Origin of the sequence: Actinoplanes sp. CA-142083 (genome assembly GCF_050942195.1) — a bacterium.
GTDB lineage: Bacteria > Actinomycetota > Actinomycetes > Mycobacteriales > Micromonosporaceae > Actinoplanes.
Genome location: NZ_CP192076.1, coordinates 111,702 through 129,725 on the forward strand (window position 1 = coordinate 111,702; position 18,024 = coordinate 129,725).

Sequence of the window (18,024 nt, forward strand, 5' to 3'; positions counted from 1 at the left end):
CGGAGACTACTCCGAACGAACGGTCGTGAGCGCTTCGCGAGCCTGCGCGTAGGCGTTCAGCACCTCGCGGACGGGCGCCACGACGTACTCCCGGGCCACCTCGGTGATCGAGGCGCGCAGCCGCTGCTCGGCCTTGACCCGGGCCCGGCGGGCGCCCCAGTCGACGATCGGCTTGAGCAGCAGCCAGAGCACCAGGCCGGCCAGGACGCCGCCGAGCAGCAGCAGCGTGGGCAGCGGCACCGCGCCGACCTTGGGGTAGTGCAGCTCGGGGAGGCCGAGGAGGCGGACCGCGTAGCCCGTCAGCAGCCAGCCCAGCCCGGCCACCGCGGCCGCGACCAGGATCCATTGGAGGATGCCGACGCCGCGCCACCACAGCGGGGTGCGGCCGGCGCCGAGGTCGGTCTTGGCGACCGCCCGGTCGAGCGCGTCGGGCAGGTCGTCGACGCGGGAGCGGGCCGCGTTGGTCAGCGCCGGCGCCCACATGGCCGGCAGGGGCGCGGCCGCGCGGGCGGCGACGGCGCGCACCGAGAGGCCGACCGCCGACTTCTGCGCGGCGTCCGCCTCGGGCAGCGACGTGCGCGGCACGATGTCGGTGGAGACCGCGTCGGTCGGCGCCTTCTCGGCCAGGTGCAGCCGGCGCAGCGGGTCGGGACGCAGGCGGCGCAGACCGCGGACGACGGGCCAGCCGGTCGCCGCGGCGGCCCGGTGCCGGTAGGAGCCCGCGGCGGCGTCGGCGACCGCGCCGACGCCGGCCGAGGCGGCGAGCGCTTCGGAGAGCTGGCGGACGGTGGCCCGGTCGACCTCGTCCTCGGCGGCCGGCGGGCCGATCATCGAGGTGAGCGGCTCGCTGACCGTCTGCAGGTCGCCGGCGAGGCGACGCAGCGCGGCCTGCCGGTCGGCGACGGTCTTTTCCAGGGTCTCGCGCAGCTCGTGCAGCATGCCGGGCTGCTTGGCCGAGGTGGCCAGCACCGGCGCGCCGGGAAGGCCGTCCTCCTCGAGCAGGCGGCGCAGGTCGCCCAGCACGACCTCGGTGTCGTGCGTGGACAGCCGGTCGGCCTGGTTGAGCACCACGATCGTCACGCCGGTGTGCTCGCGGAACTGGGTGAGATAGGCCTGGTGCAGGATCCGGTCGCCGTACTTCTGCGGGTCGACCACCCAGACCACCTGGTCGACCAGGCCGAGCAGCCGGTCGACCTCGAGGCGGTGGCTGCGCTCGATCGAGTCGAAGTCGGGCAGGTCGAGCAGCACCAGCCCGCGCAGGGCGGCCTCGTCGTCGCCGTCGAGGGCGCTCTCCCGGATGAAGCGCTGGCGCGGCAGCACCCCGATCCAGTCGAGCAGCTGGTTGGCCGGCTCGAGCGGGCCCCAGACGCAGGCGTGCGCGGCGCCGGTGGTCGGCCGGCGCACCCCGACGGGCGAGAGCTTGAGACGGGCGAGCGCGTTGAAGAGGCTCGACTTGCCGCTGCCGGTGCTGCCCGCCAGCGCCACCACGGTGTGGTCTCGGGAGAGCGAGAGCCGGTTGCCGGCCCGCTCGACCAGCGTGTGCGCGGGGACCAGGTCGGCGTCGGGAAGATACGGATCCACGAGGCGGAGGAACTTGGCCAGCGACTCCAGGCGCTGCACCAGCTCCTCGGCGTCCACCCGGCCGTCGGCACCGGTCAGCGCGCCACGCACCTTCTCAATCAAGCTCATGTCGCGCTCCCCGTCAACGCGAGTTCCACCCGCGCGGCCTCCACGTCGAGCGCGGCCCGGCGCAGGTCGGCGGCGGGCGCCGTGTCCAGCCCGGTCGCCGCGGTGCGGTCGGTGTATCGGGCGGCCTCGGCGTCGAGCAGCTCGCCGACCCGGAACAGCAGGTCCTCGCGGGCCCGGTTGGCCAGCCCGCGGATCGCCTGGTCGCCGAAGACGGCCTCGAGGACCTTCTGGGCCGCGACCGTGGTGCCGGCGCCGACCGCGAGCTCGAGCCCGGTCGGGATGAACGCGGTCGAGGTGAAGACGGCGATCATGACGGCCAGGCCGGCGCCGTTGACCGCGTACGCCGCGCCGCGCGCCACCACTCTCTTTTCCGCGCTCTGCTCGCGCACCAGGCCGAGCACCCACTGCTGCCAGTCCCGCACCAGCCGGTCGGCGCGCTGCGGCAGGTCGGCGGAGGCCCGCTGGAGATCGGGTTGGAGCAGCGCCGCCCCGGCCGGGTGCGCCTGCCACGCCGAATAGGCCTGCTCGGCCGCGTCGGTCGCGACCCCGCGCAGCAGCGTGACCAGCTGCGACTCCAGGGCGGTCTGCAGGTTGCGGCCGGGCAGCGGGCGGCCGGTGATCGCCGAGACGAACCGGTCGCGCAGCAGGCCAACCCGGTTTTCCAGGGTGCGCATGAACTCGCCGGTGCCGACGAACTCCTGCCAGCGGGCCAGGACCTCGCCGCGCAGCAGCCGGCCGTCGCGCAACCCCTCGACCACGATCTGCCGGGCGTTGCGGTAGGCGACGGACACCCGCTCGTCGAGCGCGCGGGCGGCCACCGACTGCTCGTCGGCGGCGTCGGCGAGGCCCTCCACCGCCGGGCCGAGCGCGGTGAGCGCGCCGTCGAGGGTCTGCCGCACCACCGCCGAGCGGGCGGTGGAGTCGGCCGCGAGCTGGCCGAACCAATCGTGCAGCGGGCCGATCACGTCCTCGGCGATCAGGCCCTGGCCGTCCAGGCTGGTCTCGGGCAGCACGAACAGCGGCGCGGCGCCGAGGTTGCGCGCGACCAGCATCTCCTGCAAGTGGGCGGTGACCTCGCCGGCGGCCTCGGCGGGCACCCGGTCGAGGACCAGGGCGATCACCGTGCCGCGCAGCCGGGCCGTGGTCAGCAGCTCCCAGGGCACGTTGTCGGCATAGCGGGCGGCCGTGGTCACGAACAGCCAGAGGTCGGCCGCCGCGAACAGCTGGGCGGCCAGCTTGCGGTTGCCCTCGACCACCGAGTCGACGTCGGGCGCGTCGAGGAACGCGAGGCCGGCGCCGAGCGCGGGGGCGGAGACGATTTGCAGCGTACGGGGGTCGGGGCTGGACTCGGGGGTGCGCACCAGGCCCGGCAGCAGCTGGCCCTGGCGGAACCAGGCCAGGTCGGAGGGGTTGCTCACCAGCACGGGCGAGCGCGTGGTCGGGCGCAGCACGCCGGCCGCGCTGACCGGCGCCCGGACCAGGCTGTTGACCAGGGTCGACTTGCCCGCGCCGGTGGAGCCGCCGACGACGACCAGCAGAGGCGCGTCGAGCCGGGCCAGGCGGGGCAGCAGGTAGTCGTCGAGCTGGGCGACGAGGGCGGCGCCAACCCGGCGGGCCTCCTCGGCGGAGGGCATGACCAGGGGGTACGAGGCGCCGCCGATCGCCGCGCGCAGGTGGCTCAGCGCGGTGGCGAGGTGCCCGACCGCCGCGGGCGGCTCGACCAGCGTGGGCTCGACCAGCGTGGGCTCGACCGGTGGGGCCTCGATCGCCGGGGGCTCGCTCGGCGGCGGTGGCGGCTCGCTTGGTTGCTCCTCGTGACCGATTTCTTCGGCTTCGGCGGCCGGTGAATTTTCGGTTACCGGCTGGTATTCGACCGGTTCGGGGGACGTTTCCGGTGACTCGGTCTTGGCGGTCTGATCACTCTCAGCGATCACGGCATCGTCCGGCGTCGGCGCGTCCGGCTCGGGATCGGGATGTGGCTGACGGGGCAAGACGGCTTCCGTAGGATCAGAGTTGTTCCCGGCGTCGGTCGAAACCGTGCTCGTCAGGCCCTTCTCGTCCGATCCGGCGGGCTCATGCGTTGCGGCGTCCACGGCGGATGTGGCCGATGGACCGACCGCGTCACCGTGCGTCGTCACGCGTAAAGAGTGCCCGATCTATGCATGCAGGACAACAGGTGCCGGTATGCCGTGACCGGACAGGTATCTGCCGAAGTGCTGGCGGGATACGCACTTGCGCCGAGTTGGCTCAACTTGGATTTGACGCCTGGCGGGCCCGTGGCATCATTGAGTCGGTTCCACTCAACCTTTGTACCGAACCGAGCTCTGTAAGAAGCGAGGAACACCATGGCACGTGCGGTCGGCATCGACCTCGGCACCACGAACTCCTGCGTCAGCGTTCTGGAAGGAGGCGAGCCCACCGTCATCGCCAACGCGGAGGGCTCCCGGACGACCCCGTCCATCGTCGCCTTCGCCCGCAATGGCGAGGTGCTCGTCGGTGAGGTCGCGAAGCGCCAGGCGGTGACCAACCCCGACCGGACCATCCGTTCGGTCAAGCGGGAGGTCGGCACCAACTGGTCGATCGACATCGACGGCAAGAAATACACGCCGCAGGAGATCTCGGCGCGCGTGCTGATGAAGCTCAAGCGCGACTCCGAGGCGTACCTCGGCGAGACGGTCACCGACGCGGTCATCACCGTCCCGGCGTACTTCAACGACGCGCAGCGCCAGGCCACCAAGGAGGCCGGTGAGATCGCGGGCCTCAACGTCCTGCGCATCGTCAACGAGCCCACCGCCGCCGCTCTCGCGTACGGCCTGGACAAGGGCTCCCACGAGCAGACCGTCCTGGTCTTCGACCTCGGCGGCGGCACCTTCGACGTCTCGCTGCTCGAGCTGGGCGACGGCGTCATCGAGGTCAAGTCGACCTCCGGCGACAACCACCTGGGCGGCGACGACTGGGACCAGCGGATCATCGACCACCTGGTCAAGACCTTCCGCGGCGAGCACGGCATCGACCTGGGCGCCGACAAGATGGCCCTGCAGCGCCTGCGCGAGGCCGCGGAGAAGGCGAAGATCGAGCTGTCCGCCGCGACCACCACGAGCATCAACCTGCCGTACATCACGGCCGGCCCCGACGGTCCGCTGCACCTGGACATGTCGCTGTCCCGGGCCGAGTTCCAGCGCATGACGCAGGACCTGCTCGACCGCTGCAAGGGCCCGTTCGAGTCCGCGATCAAGGACGCCGACGTCAAGCTCTCCGACGTCGACCACGTCATCCTGGTCGGCGGCTCGACCCGTATGCCGGCGGTCGCCGACCTGGTCAAGAGCATGACCGGCAAGGAGCCCAACAAGGGCGTCAACCCGGACGAGGTCGTCGCCGTGGGCGCCGCGCTGCAGGCGGGCGTGCTCAAGGGCGAGGTCAAGGACGTTCTGCTCCTCGACGTGACCCCGCTGTCGCTTGGCATCGAGACCAAGGGCGGCATCATGCACAAGCTGGTCGAGCGCAACACGACCATCCCGGCGCACCGGTCCGAGGTCTACACGACCGCGGACGACAACCAGCCTTCCGTGCTGATCCAGGTCTTCCAGGGTGAGCGCGAGATGGCGGCGTACAACAAGAAGCTCGGCACCTTCGAGCTCAGCGGCATCGCGCCCGCCCCGCGCGGCGTGCCGCAGATCGAGGTCTCCTTCGACATCGACGCGAACGGCATCGTGCACGTGTCCGCCAAGGACCTGGGCACGGGCAAGGAGCAGAAGATGACGATCACCGGCGGCTCGGCGCTGCCGAAGGACGACATCGAGCGCATGATGCGCGACGCCCAGGACCACGCGGACGAGGACAAGAAGCGCCGCGAGGACGCGGAGACCCGCAACCTGGCCGAGCAGCTGCAGTGGCAGACCGAGAAGTTCCTGGCCGAGAGCGGCGACAAGCTGCCCGAGGACAGCAAGAACAAGATCGGCGAGGCGCTCGGCGAGCTGCGCGGCGCCCTCGGTGGCTCCGACATCGAGAAGATCAAGGCGGCCCACGAGCGGCTGTCGCAGGTCTCGCAGGAGGCCGGCTCGCTGCTTTACTCGCAGGGTGACGGCACCCAGGCCGCCACCGGTGGCGCGGACGGCACGCAGGCGCCCGGCGGCGCCTCCGACGCCCCCGGCGCGACCGGCGCCGGCCCGGCCGCTGGGGGTGGCGACGACGTCGTCGACGCCGAGATCGTGGAGGACGACAAGAAGTGACTGCCGCGGACGACGAGAACGACGGTCAGGCGACCGAGCGGGTCGTCATCCGGGACCGACGCAAGATAGATCCGAAGGCCGAGGGCGGCGCCAAGGGCACCGCCGCGGTCAAGGACAAGTCCTCCAACGGCGGCGCGCACCGCGCCGCCGAGCCGGAGGAGGGTGCCGAGGTCCCCGTCGATGACGAGGACAAGAAGCCCGCGCTCGGAGCCGAGCTCGAGGCGGTGCGGGGCGAGCTCGACGAGCGGACCCACGACCTGCAGCGGGTCACCGCCGAGTACGCCAACTACCGCAAGCGGGTCGACCGGGACCGGGCGGCCGCCGCCGAGCTCACCACGGGAGCGGTGCTCACCGCACTGCTGCCGGTGCTCGACGACATCGACCGGGCCCGCGAGCACGGCGACCTGGTCGGGCCGTTCGCCTCGGTGGCGGAATCGCTCACCGCGGTGACCGGCAAGCTGGGTCTCACCGCGTTCGGCGAGAAGGGCGACCCCTTCGACCCGAACCGGCACGAGGCGGTCGCGCACCAGACGTCCGCCGACGTCACGGAGCCGACCTGCGTCGAGGTCATGCGCCGCGGCTACACCCTGGGCGAGCGGCTGCTGCGGCCCGCCCTGGTCGCGGTCGCCGACCCCGAGTGATCTCACAGGCTGTGCCTCAACCCAAGCCTGGACTATCAGTCGGCGGAGCTCGTCCCGCCCACCGCGACGCGGTGGGCGGGACTACCGCTAGGAGGAGGTGGACGAGATGAGCTCGAAGGACTGGCTCGAGAAGGACTTCTACGCCGTGCTCGGCGTGAACAAGTCCGCCTCAACCGACGAGATCAAGAAGGCGTACCGCAAGCTCGCCCGCGACCTGCACCCCGATCGGAACCCGGACAACCGGGAGGCCGAGGAGAAGTTCAAGGCCGCGTCCGAGGCCTACGACGTGCTCTCCGACGACAAGAAGCGCAAAGAGTACGACGAGATGCGCTCGCTGTTCGGCTCGGGCGCCTTCCGCCGGGGCGCGCGCTCCGGCTCGCCGGGTGGGCAGTTCGACCCGTCCGACCTGTTCGGCGGCTTCTCCAACGCGGGGGCCCAGGGCGGCGCCGGCGACCGGCGGTTCGGCGGCGCCGGCTTCTCCGACATCTTCAGCTCGATCTTCTCGGGCGGGGGTCCCGGCGGTGGGGCGGCCCGGCGCGGCCCGCGCCGCGGGCGGGACGTGGAGACCGAGGTGACCCTCGACTTCACCCAGGCGGTACGCGGCACGACGTTGCCGCTGACGCTGCGCTCGGCCGGCGAGTGCGACACCTGCCACGGCAACGGCGCCAAGCCCGGCACCACGCCGCGGACCTGCCCGCAGTGCCACGGCAGTGGCCTGATCTCGCGGAACCAGGGGTCGTTCAGCTTCTCCGAGCCGTGCCGCGAGTGCCAGGGCGCGGGCACCATCGTCGACGAGAAGTGCCCCGAGTGCCGCGGCACCGGCGGGGTCACCAAGACCCGCACGATCAACGTCCGCTTCCCGTCCGGAGTGGCCGACGGCCAGCGGATCCGGCTCAGCGGACGCGGCGAGCCCGGCGACCGCGGCGGCCCGGCCGGCGACCTGTACGTGCAGGTGGCCGTCCGTCCCGACGAGCTGTTCGGGCGCAGCGGCGACGACCTCACGCTGACCCTGCCGATCAGCATCGTCGAGGCGGTGCTCGGCGCCGACCTGCGGGTGCCCACGCTGGACGGCCCGGTCACCATGCGGGTCCCGCCCGGCACGCCGAGCGGGCGCAAGCTGCGGGCCCGGGGCAAGGGCGTGGCTCGCAAGAGCGGACCACCCGGCGACCTGATCGTCACGGTTGACGTGCAGGTGCCGGACGGTGTCACGGGGGAAGCACGCGATGCGCTGGAGCGTTTCGCGAAACTGACCCCGCCGGCCGGGCGGGAACGGCTCGAGGCGCGCGTGCGCCGGGGCGGTTAGGACGTTCTCGGGAGGTGGCACATGTATGAAGAGGTTGAGATCTCGGTGGAGCAGGCCTCCGACGCGAAGGTCCTGATCATCTCGGTGGCCGCGCGGCTGGCCGGCATGCACCCGCAGACCCTCCGCCAGTACGACCGGCTCGGGCTGGTGCAGCCCGGCCGGGCGGGCGGTGGCGGCCGCCGGTACAGCGAGCGGGACGTCGCGCTGCTGCGCGAGGTGCAGCGGCTGAGCCAGGACGACGGCGTCAACCTGGCCGGCATCAAGCGCATCATCGGGCTCGAGCAGCTGGTCGCCGACCTGCAGCAGCGCATCCACGAGCTGGAGGCCCAGCTCGACGAGGCGTACACCCGGATCGCTCAGATGGAGAGCCCGTACTCGGGCCGTGACCTGGTGCGCCAGGAGCGTCCCTCGACGGCCCTGGTGGTGTGGCGCCCGCGCCGCGCTTCCGACAAATAGCGCGCCGACCAGAGGCGGCCTTCCCCAGGGGGAGGCCGCCTTTTCAGCGCCCTAGAGTGCCGCCGCCCGTGGTGCGGCCGAACATGCCGAGGCGCCGGGGGTGGCGGACCAGGCCGCCCTCGATCCAGTCGGAGTAGTCGAAGGCCTCGGGGCGGCTCATCAGGACGCGGCAGTTGTGAGCCCAGATGGACATGGGCTCGTCGCCGACCTCCTCGGCCCGCTCCACATACTTCTTGAGGCGGCGTTTACGCTGGTTGCTGGCGTTTTGCCGGACGCCGTCGGCCGCGTAGATATACATGCAGTGCTGGGCGAAGCGGCGCGCGGGGCACTGACGGTCCATCGCCAGCTCGAAGAGCGTGGGCGCCAGGACGTCACCGGCGATCAGCAGATCCCAGTCGGGGGGCATGTTGTCCAGTGGTACGGACTCAGGCTGATATGCCCAGGCCTGCAGCTCCTCCGGCCGTGGATCGACCGGGTTTGCGAACCCGTAGAAAGCAGACTCACGCACTGTCACGCCGCCGCCCCGCCGTAAAGTCCGATTAACACAACTTGTCGAGCCCGAACGCTAGCGCGCCCCAAGTTCCTACGGAAGTGTTAGGAGGTCACAATCGGATACTGGTCAGTAGCTTTGAGCAGTCTTGCCCGTACGTTCCCTATTCACCTGCGGGAAGAGGGCTTGCCGGCCGCCGCCGGACGGCCATCCGGCGTCGCACGAAGTTCTTGAACCACTGGTAATCGGGCAGACGTGCCAGCATCGGACCCGAGATCACCGTGATCAATACGTACGCGGTCGCCAGTGGCGCGAGGCGCGGCTCGACGCCGGAAGCCACGGCCAGGCCGGCGATGACCACCGAGAATTCGCCCCGCGGCACGAGCGCGAGGCCGGCGCGCAGCTGGCCGGGGAGCGCGATGCCGGCCCGCTTGGCGGCGAGATAGCCGGTCAGCACCTTGGTCGCCATGGTGAGCGCGGCCAGGCCGAGCGCGGGCAGCAGCACCGGCGGCATGGCGGCGGGGTCGGTGGAGAGGCCGAAGAAGACGAAGAAGACCGCGGCGAACAGGTCACGCAGCGGCGAGAGCATCTCGGTCGCGTGATGCGCGACCGGGCCGGAGAGCGCGATGCCGACCAGGAACGCGCCGACCGCGGCCGAGACCTTGAGCTCGGCGGCCACCCCGGCCACGAACAGGGTCAGGCCGAGCACGCTGAGCAGCAGCGCCTCGGGGTCCTGCACCGACATGAACCTGCTGATCGTGCTGCCGTAGCGGATCGCCACCACCAGGACGGCGATCACGGTGACCACGGCGACGGCCAGCGCCTTGACGCCGCCGGTCAGGCCCACGCCGGCCAGCACGGCGGTGACCAGCGGGAGATAGAAGGCCATCGCGAGGTCCTCGATGACCAGCACGCTCAGGATGACCGGGGTCTCGCGGTTACCGAGGCGGCCCAGGTCGGCGAGCACCTTGGCGATCACGCCGGACGAGGAGACCCAGGTGATGCCGGCCAGCACGAGGGCGGCCTGCCAGCCCCAGCCGAGCAGGAACGCGAAGCCGGCGCCGGGCAGGGCGTTGAGGACGCCGTCGATCACCCCGGCGGGCGCGGCGGCGCGCAGGTTGCCGACCAGCTCGGTGGCGGAGTACTCCAGGCCCAGCATGACCAGCAGCAGGATGACGCCGATCTCGGCGCCGACCTGGATGAACTCCTCGCTGGCCGAGAGCGGGACCAGGCCGCCGTGCCCGAAGGCGAGGCCGGCGAGCAGGTAGAGCGGGATCGGGGAGAGGCCGACCTTGCGGCCCAGCCGGCCGAGCATGCCCAGCGCGAAGAGCAGCGCGCCGACCTCGATCAGGAGGATCGTCGTACTGTGCACTCTTTCGCCTTTATTCTGGGGTTTTCCGCCGCGGGTAAATAGAGTTGACCGGCCTAGTCGTCGTGCTCGCCGGCCAGGATGGCGGTGACGCCGTCCAGGCCCTCACGGGTGCCGACCGTGACCACGACGTCGTTCGCCTCGAAGACGAAGGACGGGCCGGGCGAGGCGATCACCTCGCGGTCGCGCAGAACCGCCACGATGGACGCGCTGGTGCGGGTACGCGCGCGGGTGTCGCCGAGCTTGCGGCCCACGAACAGCGAGCCGGCCGGCAGCGCGATCTGCTCGGTGAGCAGCCCGGCCGCCTGCTGGCGCAGGCCGGCGAGCTGGCCGAGCATGAGCGACGCGCCGAGCACGTCGGCGAGCGCCTCGGCCTCGCCGTCGGTCAGCGGGATCGAGGCGAGGCACGAATCGGGGTCGTCCACGTCGTACAGCACCAGGTCGCGGCGGCCGTTGCGGTGCGAGACCACGCCGACCGTGCGACCGCTCGAGGTGACCAGGTCATGCCGGACACCTATCCCCGGCAGCGGAGTCTGTTCCACCCGTACGCGCACGCCTGCAACCGTACTGGATGTTCCGCGAGGCACCCTTCCACTATGGGCGATATGCCGGACTTATGCGGCGGATATCGCGGGCTCGCGCTGAATGATCCGCTTCCGGGCCGGAGTGCGGACCCGGCCGCTGGCCACCAGCAGGAGCACGCCGACCACACAGAGGGCGAGGTTGAAGGCGTACGCGAGGCGGAAGTCGAAGTGTTGCGCCAGGCCGAACAGCGGGGCAGCCACGATCTGGCCGATCGGGAACGTGTTGGTGACCATGGTGGTGGCCCGCCCGGGGTGCTCGGGCATCAGATCCTGCACGTACGAGATGCTCAGCGCCCCGACCGTCGAGATGACCATGGCCTGGAGCACCTGGGCGGCGGCCAGGACCCAGACGTGCGTGGCCGTGGCGGCGACCGCGTGATAGGCGACGGCGCAGAGGACGCCCACGAAGATCAGCCGGCGGACCGGGATGCGGGTGGTCAGCGCCCCGAGGATCAGCATCATCGGGATCTCCAGCGCCGCGCAGATGCCCAGGATCAGGCCGGCCTGGCTGATCGTGCCGCCCAGGTCGTCCTGCACGAACAGCGGCATGGCCTGGACGTTGAGCGTGGACGCGGTGGTGACCACGGTGAAGCTGGCGATGATCAGGAAGAGCGCGAGGGGGTTGCTGTCCCGGCCGGCCGCTGCCTTCGGCGTGGCGCCGGCGGCCGGGGTGGGCACCTTCGGCAGCATCGTGACGATCAGCAGGGCGCCCAGCAGGTAGAGGGCGCCGGCCAGGCCGTAGGTCCAGCCGAAGCCGTGCGCGGCCAGGATGAGCGCGGCCACCGGCGGACCGCCGACCCAGGCCGCCGAGAACAGGGTGCGGAGCGCACTGATCCCGAAGGCCGCTCGAGCCGGATCCTTCTGGTGGAGCATCTGCCGGGCGTACGCGAAACTCTGTGGGAAGAGCGACCCGGCGATCGCCGTGAGCGTCACGGTGACCGCAAGCACCGCCCAGTAGTCCCGCAGGACGGCCGTGAGGCCGGTGCCCAGGGCGCCGGCGAGCGCCGCGATGATCATCAGCTGGCGCCGGATCGGGCGGCGGTCGGAGATGCGGCCGATCAGCCACGACACGGCCACGCCGGAGATCGGCGCGACGACCAGGAAGGCCGTGGTGCGGACCGGGCCCGCGTGCACCCCCTCGGCCAGGAAGAGCGCGAGATAGGGACCGACGAACGAGGTCGCGAGGCCGACCACGATGAAGATCAGAGAAAGCGGAAGAAGCCGGCGGGTCAGGGGTGGTACGGCCATGATTCGTTACGTTACGGCGAGGTGGGTGCCCTCCCGGAAGGGTTGGTGTCTACCGTCACGGCCGTTCGGCCTGTGACGTTGTCGAGGTGGTTTTAGGCTTCTAGAGTTGAGTGGCACCCGCTCAAGTTCTCCGATCAGGTGGAGTCGATGAACGCCGAACGTTTGACCACCAAGAGCCGCGACGTCATCACCGGCGCCGTCGCCGACGCGGGCCGCCGAGGGCACGCCACGGTCGAGCCGTGGCACCTGCTGCTCGCGCTGCTCGACACCGGCGGTTCCACCGCGCCCGCGCTGCTGCGCGCCGTCGGCGCCAACCCGGCCGACGTGCGCCGCGCCGCGGTGCGGGCCCTCGAGCAGATCCCCTCGGCCCGCGGCGCCAGCACCGCCGAGCCGTCGCTGTCCCGTGAGTTCGTGAACGCGATCGGCGAGTCCGAGCTGATCGCCCAGCCCCTCGGCGACGAGTACGTGTCGACCGAGCACCTGCTGGCCGGCCTCGCCCGGGTCGGCGGCGCCGTCGGCCGCGCGCTCAAGGGCGTCGGCGCCACCGAGGAGTCGCTGGTCGCGGCCTTCCCGCAGGTGCGCGGCGGCGAGCGCCGCGTGACCACCCCCGACGGCGAGCAGACGTACCAGGCGCTGGAGAAATACAGTGTCGACCTCACCGCGCTGGCCCGCGACGGCAAGATCGACCCGGTGATCGGCCGGGACACCGAGATCCGCCGCGTCGTGCAGGTCCTGTCGCGCCGCACCAAGAACAACCCCGTGCTGATCGGCGAGCCCGGCGTCGGCAAGACCGCGATCGTCGAGGGCCTCGCCCAGCGGATCGTGGCCGGCGACGTGCCCGAGACCCTGCGCGACAAGAAGCTGGTCTCGCTCGACCTCGGCGCGATGGTGGCCGGCGCGCAGTACCGGGGCCAGTTCGAGGAGCGGCTCAAGAGCGTCCTCGAGGAGATCCGCGGCTCCAACGGGCAGGTCGTCACGTTCCTCGACGAGCTGCACACGGTCGTCGGCGCCGGGAAGGGCGAGGGCTCGATGGACGCCGGCAACATGCTCAAGCCGATGCTGGCCCGCGGCGAGCTGCGCATGGTCGGCGCGACCACGCTCGACGAGTACCGCGAGCACATCGAGAAGGACCCGGCCCTCGAGCGGCGCTTCCAGCCGGTCGTGGTCGGCGAGCCGACGGTCGAGGACACGATCGGCATCCTGCGCGGGCTCAAGGGCCGCTACGAGGCCCACCACCGCGTGCAGATCACCGACGCGGCGCTGGTCGCGGCGGCCTCGCTGTCCGACCGGTACATCAGCGACCGGTTCCTGCCCGACAAGGCGATCGACCTGATCGACGAGGCGGCCTCCCGGCTCCGCATGGAGATCGACTCCCGGCCGGTCGAGCTCGACCAGCTCCAGCGGCAGGTCGACCGGATGCGGGTCGAGAAGCTCGCGCTGGAGAAGGAGACCGACCCCGCGTCGCGCGACCGGCTGTCGCGGCTGGAACGCGACCTGGCCGACCGCGAGGAGGAGCTGACGGCGCTGAACGCCCGGTGGGAGCGCGAGCGCGGCGGCCTCAACCGGGTCGGCGAGCTGAAGAAGCGGCTCGACTCCGCTCGTGACGCCCTGGAGCGCGCGCAGCGCGACGCGGAGTGGGAAAAGGCATCGCGGCTTCAGTACCAGGAGATCCCGGCCCTGGAGCACGAGATCGCCAGCGCGTCGGCCGCCGACGAGGAGGAGAAGACCGAGCCGCCCATGGTCAAGGAGGAGGTCGGCGCCGACGACATCGCCGAGGTCATCTCCTCGTGGACCGGCATTCCGGCCGGCCGGATGATGGAGGGCGAGACCGCCAAGCTGCTGCGCATGGAGGACTCGCTGGCTTCCAAGGTCATCGGGCAGCAGGAGGCGGTCGCCGCGGTGGCGGGCGCGGTCCGCCGGGCGCGCGCCGGGATCGCCGACCCCGACCGGCCCACGGGCAGCTTCCTCTTCCTCGGTCCCACCGGCGTCGGCAAGACCGAGCTGGCCAAGGCGCTCGCCGGGTTCCTCTTCGACGACGAGCGGGCCATGGTCCGCATCGACATGAGCGAGTACGGCGAGAAGCACTCGGTGGCCCGGCTCGTGGGCGCGCCGCCCGGATACGTGGGCTACGAGGAGGGCGGGCAGCTCACCGAGGCGGTGCGGCGGCGGCCGTACAGCGTGGTGCTGCTCGACGAGGTGGAGAAGGCCCACCCCGACGTCTTCGACGTGCTGCTGCAGGTGCTCGACGACGGCCGGCTCACCGACGGGCAGGGCCGGACGGTCGACTTCCGCAACGCGATCCTGGTGCTGACGTCGAACCTGGGCTCGCAGGCCGGCGACTTCACCATGACCGACGAGGAGCGGCGGGACGAGGTGCTCGCGGTGGTGCGGGCGCACTTCAAGCCCGAGTTCCTCAACCGGCTCGACGACATCGTGGTGTTCCACGCGCTCACCAAGGCGGACCTGTCGGCGATCGTGGACATCCAGATCGGGCGGCTGCGGGCGCGGCTGGCGGATCGCCGGCTGCGGCTCGAGGTCACGCCGGCGGCGATCGACTGGCTCGGGGAGCACGGGTACGACCCGATCTACGGCGCGCGACCGCTGCGGCGGCTGGTGCAGTCGGCCATCGGCGACTCGCTGGCGAAGGCGCTGCTCGCCGGGTCGATCCGGGACGGCGACACCGTGATCGTGGATCTCGGCGGCGCCAAGGAAGGGCTCACGGTTTCGCGCGCTTGATGCGAAAGCGGCCCCGGGGAAGAACCCCGGGGCCGCTCTTTCACTCTTGCGCCCGCTGCCGGTAGGCCTCGGTCATCAGGATGTCGGTGACGACGTGCTCGCCGTCGGCCGTCCAGATCCGTATGCCGTCGCGGTGCAGCCGGTAACGGACGTTCTTGAACCTGGTGCGGGTGTCGTCATGGTGAACGACGGTCAGGGTGTCTGCGTGGGGCACGGGACTCACCGGTCCTTGTCAGGTCTGGGGCGGCCGCGGTGTGGTCACGCGGCCGGCTTAATGGGTTGGGTGCCCGGATGCGGTCGGCCTCGGCTCTCGGCCGGCGACTCGCATGCACTTGGGCAGGGTGGGAGGCTGGAGGTCTCTGCTGCTCAGCCTGCGCCACGGGGGAAGTGTAGGGGCTCTCGATCGCGCGTGTCTGCCCTCTAACGAGCGACCTATATTCGGATTTTTCGGTCTTCTTCGCCTGATGTTGCCATAGCGGGACGGTGCGTGCGGGACGGTCGCGAATGTGGCCCTCTACCGATACCGTGAGTGGATCAAGTTAGGGGGAAATGTGACCGTCCCGAGTTATTCGTCTCCCGGATATCCGGCACCCGCCCCACGGACGAGACCAACCGTCGTGACGGTGGCGTCCTACCTGCTCTATCTCGTGGCCGTCCTCGAGGTGATCAGCGCGATCCTCGTGTTCACCACGCTCAGCACGACCACCGACGCCGTCAAGGACGCGTACGCGGACACCTCGCTCAACGCCGACGACGCCGGCAACCTCATCGGGATCGTGTACGGCATCGGCGCGGGCATCAGCCTGCTGCTCGCGGCCGGCTTCGCCGTGCTCGGCATCTTCAACGGCCGCGGCAAGAACCCGTCCCGCATCATCACCTGGGTGATCGGCGGCATCGCGCTCTGCTGCGTCGGCGCCGGGCTGGGCGGCAACGCCCTCACCGGCTCGCTGGAGGACCGGAGCACGGCCGGCGCGCCGAGCCAGTCGGAGATCCAGGATCGCCTCAACGACGCGCTGCCGTCCTGGTACCAGCCGGCCACCATGACCATCACGGTGATCGTCCTGATTGCCATCCTGGCGACGATCATCCTGCTGGCGCTGCCGGCTTCCAACGCGTACTTCCGGAAGCAGCCCGCTCAGGGGTGGGATCCGGCCGTGCCGTATCCGACGTATCCGCCGCCGGGACAGCCGGGATACCCGCCGGCCGGGCAGCCTGGTTATCCGCCGGCCGCGCAGCCTGGTTATCCGCCGGCCCCGCAGTCGTATGGGCAACCTGGGCAGCCCGCGCCCGGTCTGCCTCCCTATCCCGGGCAGCAGCCGCCGCCGGATCAGCAGCAGCCGCCCCGGCCGCCCACCGATCCGGCCTGACCCGTTTCGCGCGACGCCCCGCCCTCGACCACGAGGGCGGGGCGTTTTTCCGCGATCACGGCTCGGCTTGGGTAGGTTCGGGCGCAACGGATCACCTTGGGGGTCGTCGATGTCGTACCCAACTCAGCCGCCGGCGGGCATCGTGCCGGTCTCGCCCTCGGGGCGGCCGCCGGTCGTGTCGGCCGCCGCCGTCCTGCTCTGGATCATGGCGGCGGTGGGGCTGTTCTACGCGGTCGCGACGATGGCGGTGGTGCCGGGGACGATCAGCCGCTTCCGCGACGCCATCGGCGGGACGTTCGAGGAGCTCCAGCAGTTCGACGGCGGGACCGACCCCGACACGTACGTCGGCGTCGTCTGGCTCGGCGCGGCGATCGCCCTGGTCCTCGCGGTGATCGTCTTCGCGCTGTACGTGGTGCTCGGCATCGCGCTGCGCCGGGGCAGCAACGCCGCCCGGATAGCCACCCTGGTCGTCTGCGGCCTCGGGGCGGTCGCGGGGGCGGGCTCGCTGATCGCGGTGGCCATCGAGCGGGCGGGCGACACCGTGGCCTGGTCCTTGGGGGATCAGCTCAGCCGGGCCTATCCGAGTGGATGGCTGGGCGTCAACGTCACCCTCGCCGCGGCGCAGATCATCGCGTACGTGTTGGTGGCTGTCCTTGTGCTGGCGGCCCCCAAGGTTTTCTTCCGGGGTGCGGCTGAGCCCGCGCCTGCTGCCGCGCCGACGGCTTATCCGCAATACGGGGCGCCCTATCCCGGTGGCTATCCGGCTGCGCCTCCTGGGTACGGCGTCTTCGGACCGGCTTCGGCGCCGCCTGCGCAGGGGGCCTATGACCCGGCTTCCGCGCCGCCCGCCTACGGGCCTGCGTCAACGCCGCCTGCCTACGGGCCTGCCTCTGCGCCGCCTGGCTCTGCGCCGCCTGCTTCCGCGCCGCCTGCGGCTCCGGCTCCTGGGTTTGGGCCGCAGCCTCCGCAGGGGCCCTGGGTCACGCCGCCGGGTGCCTACGGCCCGCCTGGGGCCTATGGTGCGCCGGCGCCGGGTGGATACGGTCCGCAGCCCGGCTACGGGGTTCTGCCGCCTGGGCCGGGCTATCCGCCGGCTTCGGGTTATCCGCCCCCTCCGGGTCATCCGCCGGCACCGGGTTATCCGCCCGCGCCCGGCTATCCGATTCCGGGTTATCCGGCGGCGGGTCCCGGCTATCCGGTCGTGCCGCCCGCTCACGACCCGGCCTCGGTTTGGGGGCGGCCCGCCGCGCCGGCGGACGCCACTTCAACTCCCACCGCCATGGGTGCCACGGCCGAATCCGGCTCACCGAGCGAATCCGGTCAACGGCCCGTCTCAGCCGAGGCAGGTGCGGCACCGGACGAGCCAGGCGTCGCGCCCGCCCAGCCGGGCGCTGCCTCCACCCAGCCGGGCGCTGCCTCCACCCAGCCGAGCGCTGCACCCGCTGAGCCGGCCGCTGCCCGAAACGACGCGAGCGCCCCACCCGCGGCGCCCATAGACCCGCCCCCCGCCGTGGCCTCCCCGCCCATCGCGGCGGCCGCTACCCCGGCGGATCAGACGTCCGCGGCGGCCGGAAAACCATCCGAGGCGGACCATGGTGTGACGGACATTACTTCCGACGATGCCGAAGCCTCACCGTTCGAGCGCCCCGCCGGCGTCGGATCCGATCAGTCGTTCGCCCGGGACGGCGCGACCGGGGAACCCGGCAAGGCCTCGCCGGCGTCCCCGCCGAAGGCCTCCGAAGGCGACGAGTTCTGGGCTCGGCCGACGGACTAACTGGTCACGGGCTGTCTCGTATCGACCGTCATGGGTCACCCGAACGGGTAACTTTGTCCCCTGGCGACGTACCCCTATCGGCTGTCCGGGTAGACCTGGGCCATCCGGTCGGAGGGTGTTTTTCGCTGAATGGGTAAA

The 18,024-nt window shown here is 71.5% G+C and carries 14 protein-coding genes; 7 read left to right on the forward strand and 7 right to left on the reverse strand.

What is annotated here, in order from left to right:
* Positions 1–6 precede the first annotated feature (6 nt).
* Both ACQPZX_RS00550 and ACQPZX_RS00555 read right to left on the reverse strand, forming a co-directional pair.
* Positions 7–1,689, reverse strand: a complete 1,683-nt coding sequence (locus ACQPZX_RS00550; protein WP_433372816.1) for a GTPase family protein — start codon at positions 1,687–1,689, stop codon at positions 7–9.
* Positions 1,686–3,323 (reverse strand): ABC transporter, encoded by a 1,638-nt coding sequence (locus ACQPZX_RS00555; protein WP_433386056.1) that lies wholly within the window; start codon positions 3,321–3,323, stop codon positions 1,686–1,688. Before ACQPZX_RS00555 ends, ACQPZX_RS00550 begins: the two co-directional genes overlap by 4 nt.
* Before the next feature lie 711 nt (positions 3,324–4,034).
* Here ACQPZX_RS00555 and dnaK point away from each other — a divergent pair.
* The 4 genes from dnaK to ACQPZX_RS00575 all read left to right on the forward strand — a co-directional run bounded on the left by dnaK (position 4,035) and on the right by ACQPZX_RS00575 (position 8,318).
* Entirely contained in the window at positions 4,035–5,918 is a 1,884-nt protein-coding gene (gene dnaK / locus ACQPZX_RS00560; RefSeq protein WP_433372819.1) for a molecular chaperone DnaK, read from the forward strand.
* Complete coding sequence (gene grpE / locus ACQPZX_RS00565) at positions 5,915–6,559, forward strand: nucleotide exchange factor GrpE (RefSeq protein ID WP_433372822.1); 645 nt, start codon at positions 5,915–5,917, stop codon at positions 6,557–6,559. Before dnaK ends, grpE begins: the two co-directional genes overlap by 4 nt.
* A gap of 106 nt (positions 6,560–6,665) precedes the next feature.
* Entirely contained in the window at positions 6,666–7,862 is a 1,197-nt protein-coding gene (gene dnaJ, locus ACQPZX_RS00570; RefSeq protein WP_433372825.1) for a molecular chaperone DnaJ, read from the forward strand.
* 21 nt (positions 7,863–7,883) lie between these two features.
* Complete coding sequence (locus tag ACQPZX_RS00575; protein WP_433372828.1) at positions 7,884–8,318, forward strand: heat shock protein transcriptional repressor HspR; 435 nt, start codon at positions 7,884–7,886, stop codon at positions 8,316–8,318.
* Between the two features lie 43 nt (positions 8,319–8,361).
* Here the strand turns inward: ACQPZX_RS00575 and ACQPZX_RS00580 are convergent, their stop codons facing one another.
* The 4 genes from ACQPZX_RS00580 to ACQPZX_RS00595 all read right to left on the reverse strand — a co-directional run bounded on the left by ACQPZX_RS00580 (position 8,362) and on the right by ACQPZX_RS00595 (position 12,009).
* Positions 8,362–8,832, reverse strand: a complete 471-nt coding sequence (locus ACQPZX_RS00580; RefSeq protein ID WP_433372831.1) for a hypothetical protein — start codon at positions 8,830–8,832, stop codon at positions 8,362–8,364.
* A gap of 139 nt (positions 8,833–8,971) precedes the next feature.
* Positions 8,972–10,180 (reverse strand): cation:proton antiporter, encoded by a 1,209-nt coding sequence (locus tag ACQPZX_RS00585; protein ID WP_433372834.1) that lies wholly within the window; start codon positions 10,178–10,180, stop codon positions 8,972–8,974.
* A 53-nt stretch (positions 10,181–10,233) separates the two neighbouring features.
* Positions 10,234–10,731 (reverse strand): cation:proton antiporter regulatory subunit, encoded by a 498-nt coding sequence (locus ACQPZX_RS00590; RefSeq protein ID WP_433372837.1) that lies wholly within the window; start codon positions 10,729–10,731, stop codon positions 10,234–10,236.
* Between the two features lie 60 nt (positions 10,732–10,791).
* Entirely contained in the window at positions 10,792–12,009 is a 1,218-nt protein-coding gene (locus ACQPZX_RS00595) for a sugar efflux transporter (RefSeq protein ID WP_433372840.1), read from the reverse strand.
* 147 nt (positions 12,010–12,156) lie between these two features.
* Between ACQPZX_RS00595 and clpB the strand changes: the two genes are divergently transcribed.
* Positions 12,157–14,745 carry an ATP-dependent chaperone ClpB gene (gene clpB, locus ACQPZX_RS00600; RefSeq protein ID WP_433372843.1) on the forward strand — a complete coding sequence of 863 codons (2,589 nt, stop codon included), beginning with the start codon at positions 12,157–12,159 and terminating at the stop codon, positions 14,743–14,745.
* 40 nt (positions 14,746–14,785) lie between these two features.
* Here the strand turns inward: clpB and ACQPZX_RS00605 are convergent, their stop codons facing one another.
* Positions 14,786–14,959 carry a hypothetical protein gene (locus ACQPZX_RS00605; protein ID WP_433372846.1) on the reverse strand — a complete coding sequence of 58 codons (174 nt, stop codon included), beginning with the start codon at positions 14,957–14,959 and terminating at the stop codon, positions 14,786–14,788.
* Positions 14,960–15,368: 409 nt separating this feature from the next.
* On the opposite strand from ACQPZX_RS00605, the gene ACQPZX_RS00610 reads away from it, so the two are divergent.
* Positions 15,369–16,112: a hypothetical protein gene (locus ACQPZX_RS00610; RefSeq protein WP_433372849.1), complete on the forward strand. Its 744-nt coding sequence runs from the start codon at positions 15,369–15,371 to the stop codon at positions 16,110–16,112.
* Between the two features lie 109 nt (positions 16,113–16,221).
* The gene (locus ACQPZX_RS00615; protein WP_433372852.1) at positions 16,222–17,886 is read left to right on the forward strand and encodes a hypothetical protein; all 1,665 of its coding nucleotides are present in this window, start codon (positions 16,222–16,224) and stop codon (positions 17,884–17,886) included.
* The last annotated feature ends 138 nt before the right edge of the window (positions 17,887–18,024 follow it).

Coding starts and splice junctions, on each gene's coding strand:
- ACQPZX_RS00550 (WP_433372816.1), bottom strand. CDS start 1,689: ATGAGCTTGATTGAGAAGGTGCGTGGCGCGCTGACCGGTGCCGACGGC.
- ACQPZX_RS00555 (WP_433386056.1), bottom strand. CDS start 3,323: ATGCCCTCCGCCGAGGAGGCCCGCCGGGTTGGCGCCGCCCTCGTCGCC.
- dnaK (WP_433372819.1), top strand. CDS start 4,035: ATGGCACGTGCGGTCGGCATCGACCTCGGCACCACGAACTCCTGCGTC.
- dnaJ (WP_433372825.1), top strand. CDS start 6,666: ATGAGCTCGAAGGACTGGCTCGAGAAGGACTTCTACGCCGTGCTCGGC.
- ACQPZX_RS00575 (WP_433372828.1), top strand. CDS start 7,884: ATGTATGAAGAGGTTGAGATCTCGGTGGAGCAGGCCTCCGACGCGAAG.
- ACQPZX_RS00595 (WP_433372840.1), bottom strand. CDS start 12,009: ATGGCCGTACCACCCCTGACCCGCCGGCTTCTTCCGCTTTCTCTGATC.
- clpB (WP_433372843.1), top strand. CDS start 12,157: ATGAACGCCGAACGTTTGACCACCAAGAGCCGCGACGTCATCACCGGC.
- ACQPZX_RS00615 (WP_433372852.1), top strand. CDS start 16,222: ATGTCGTACCCAACTCAGCCGCCGGCGGGCATCGTGCCGGTCTCGCCC.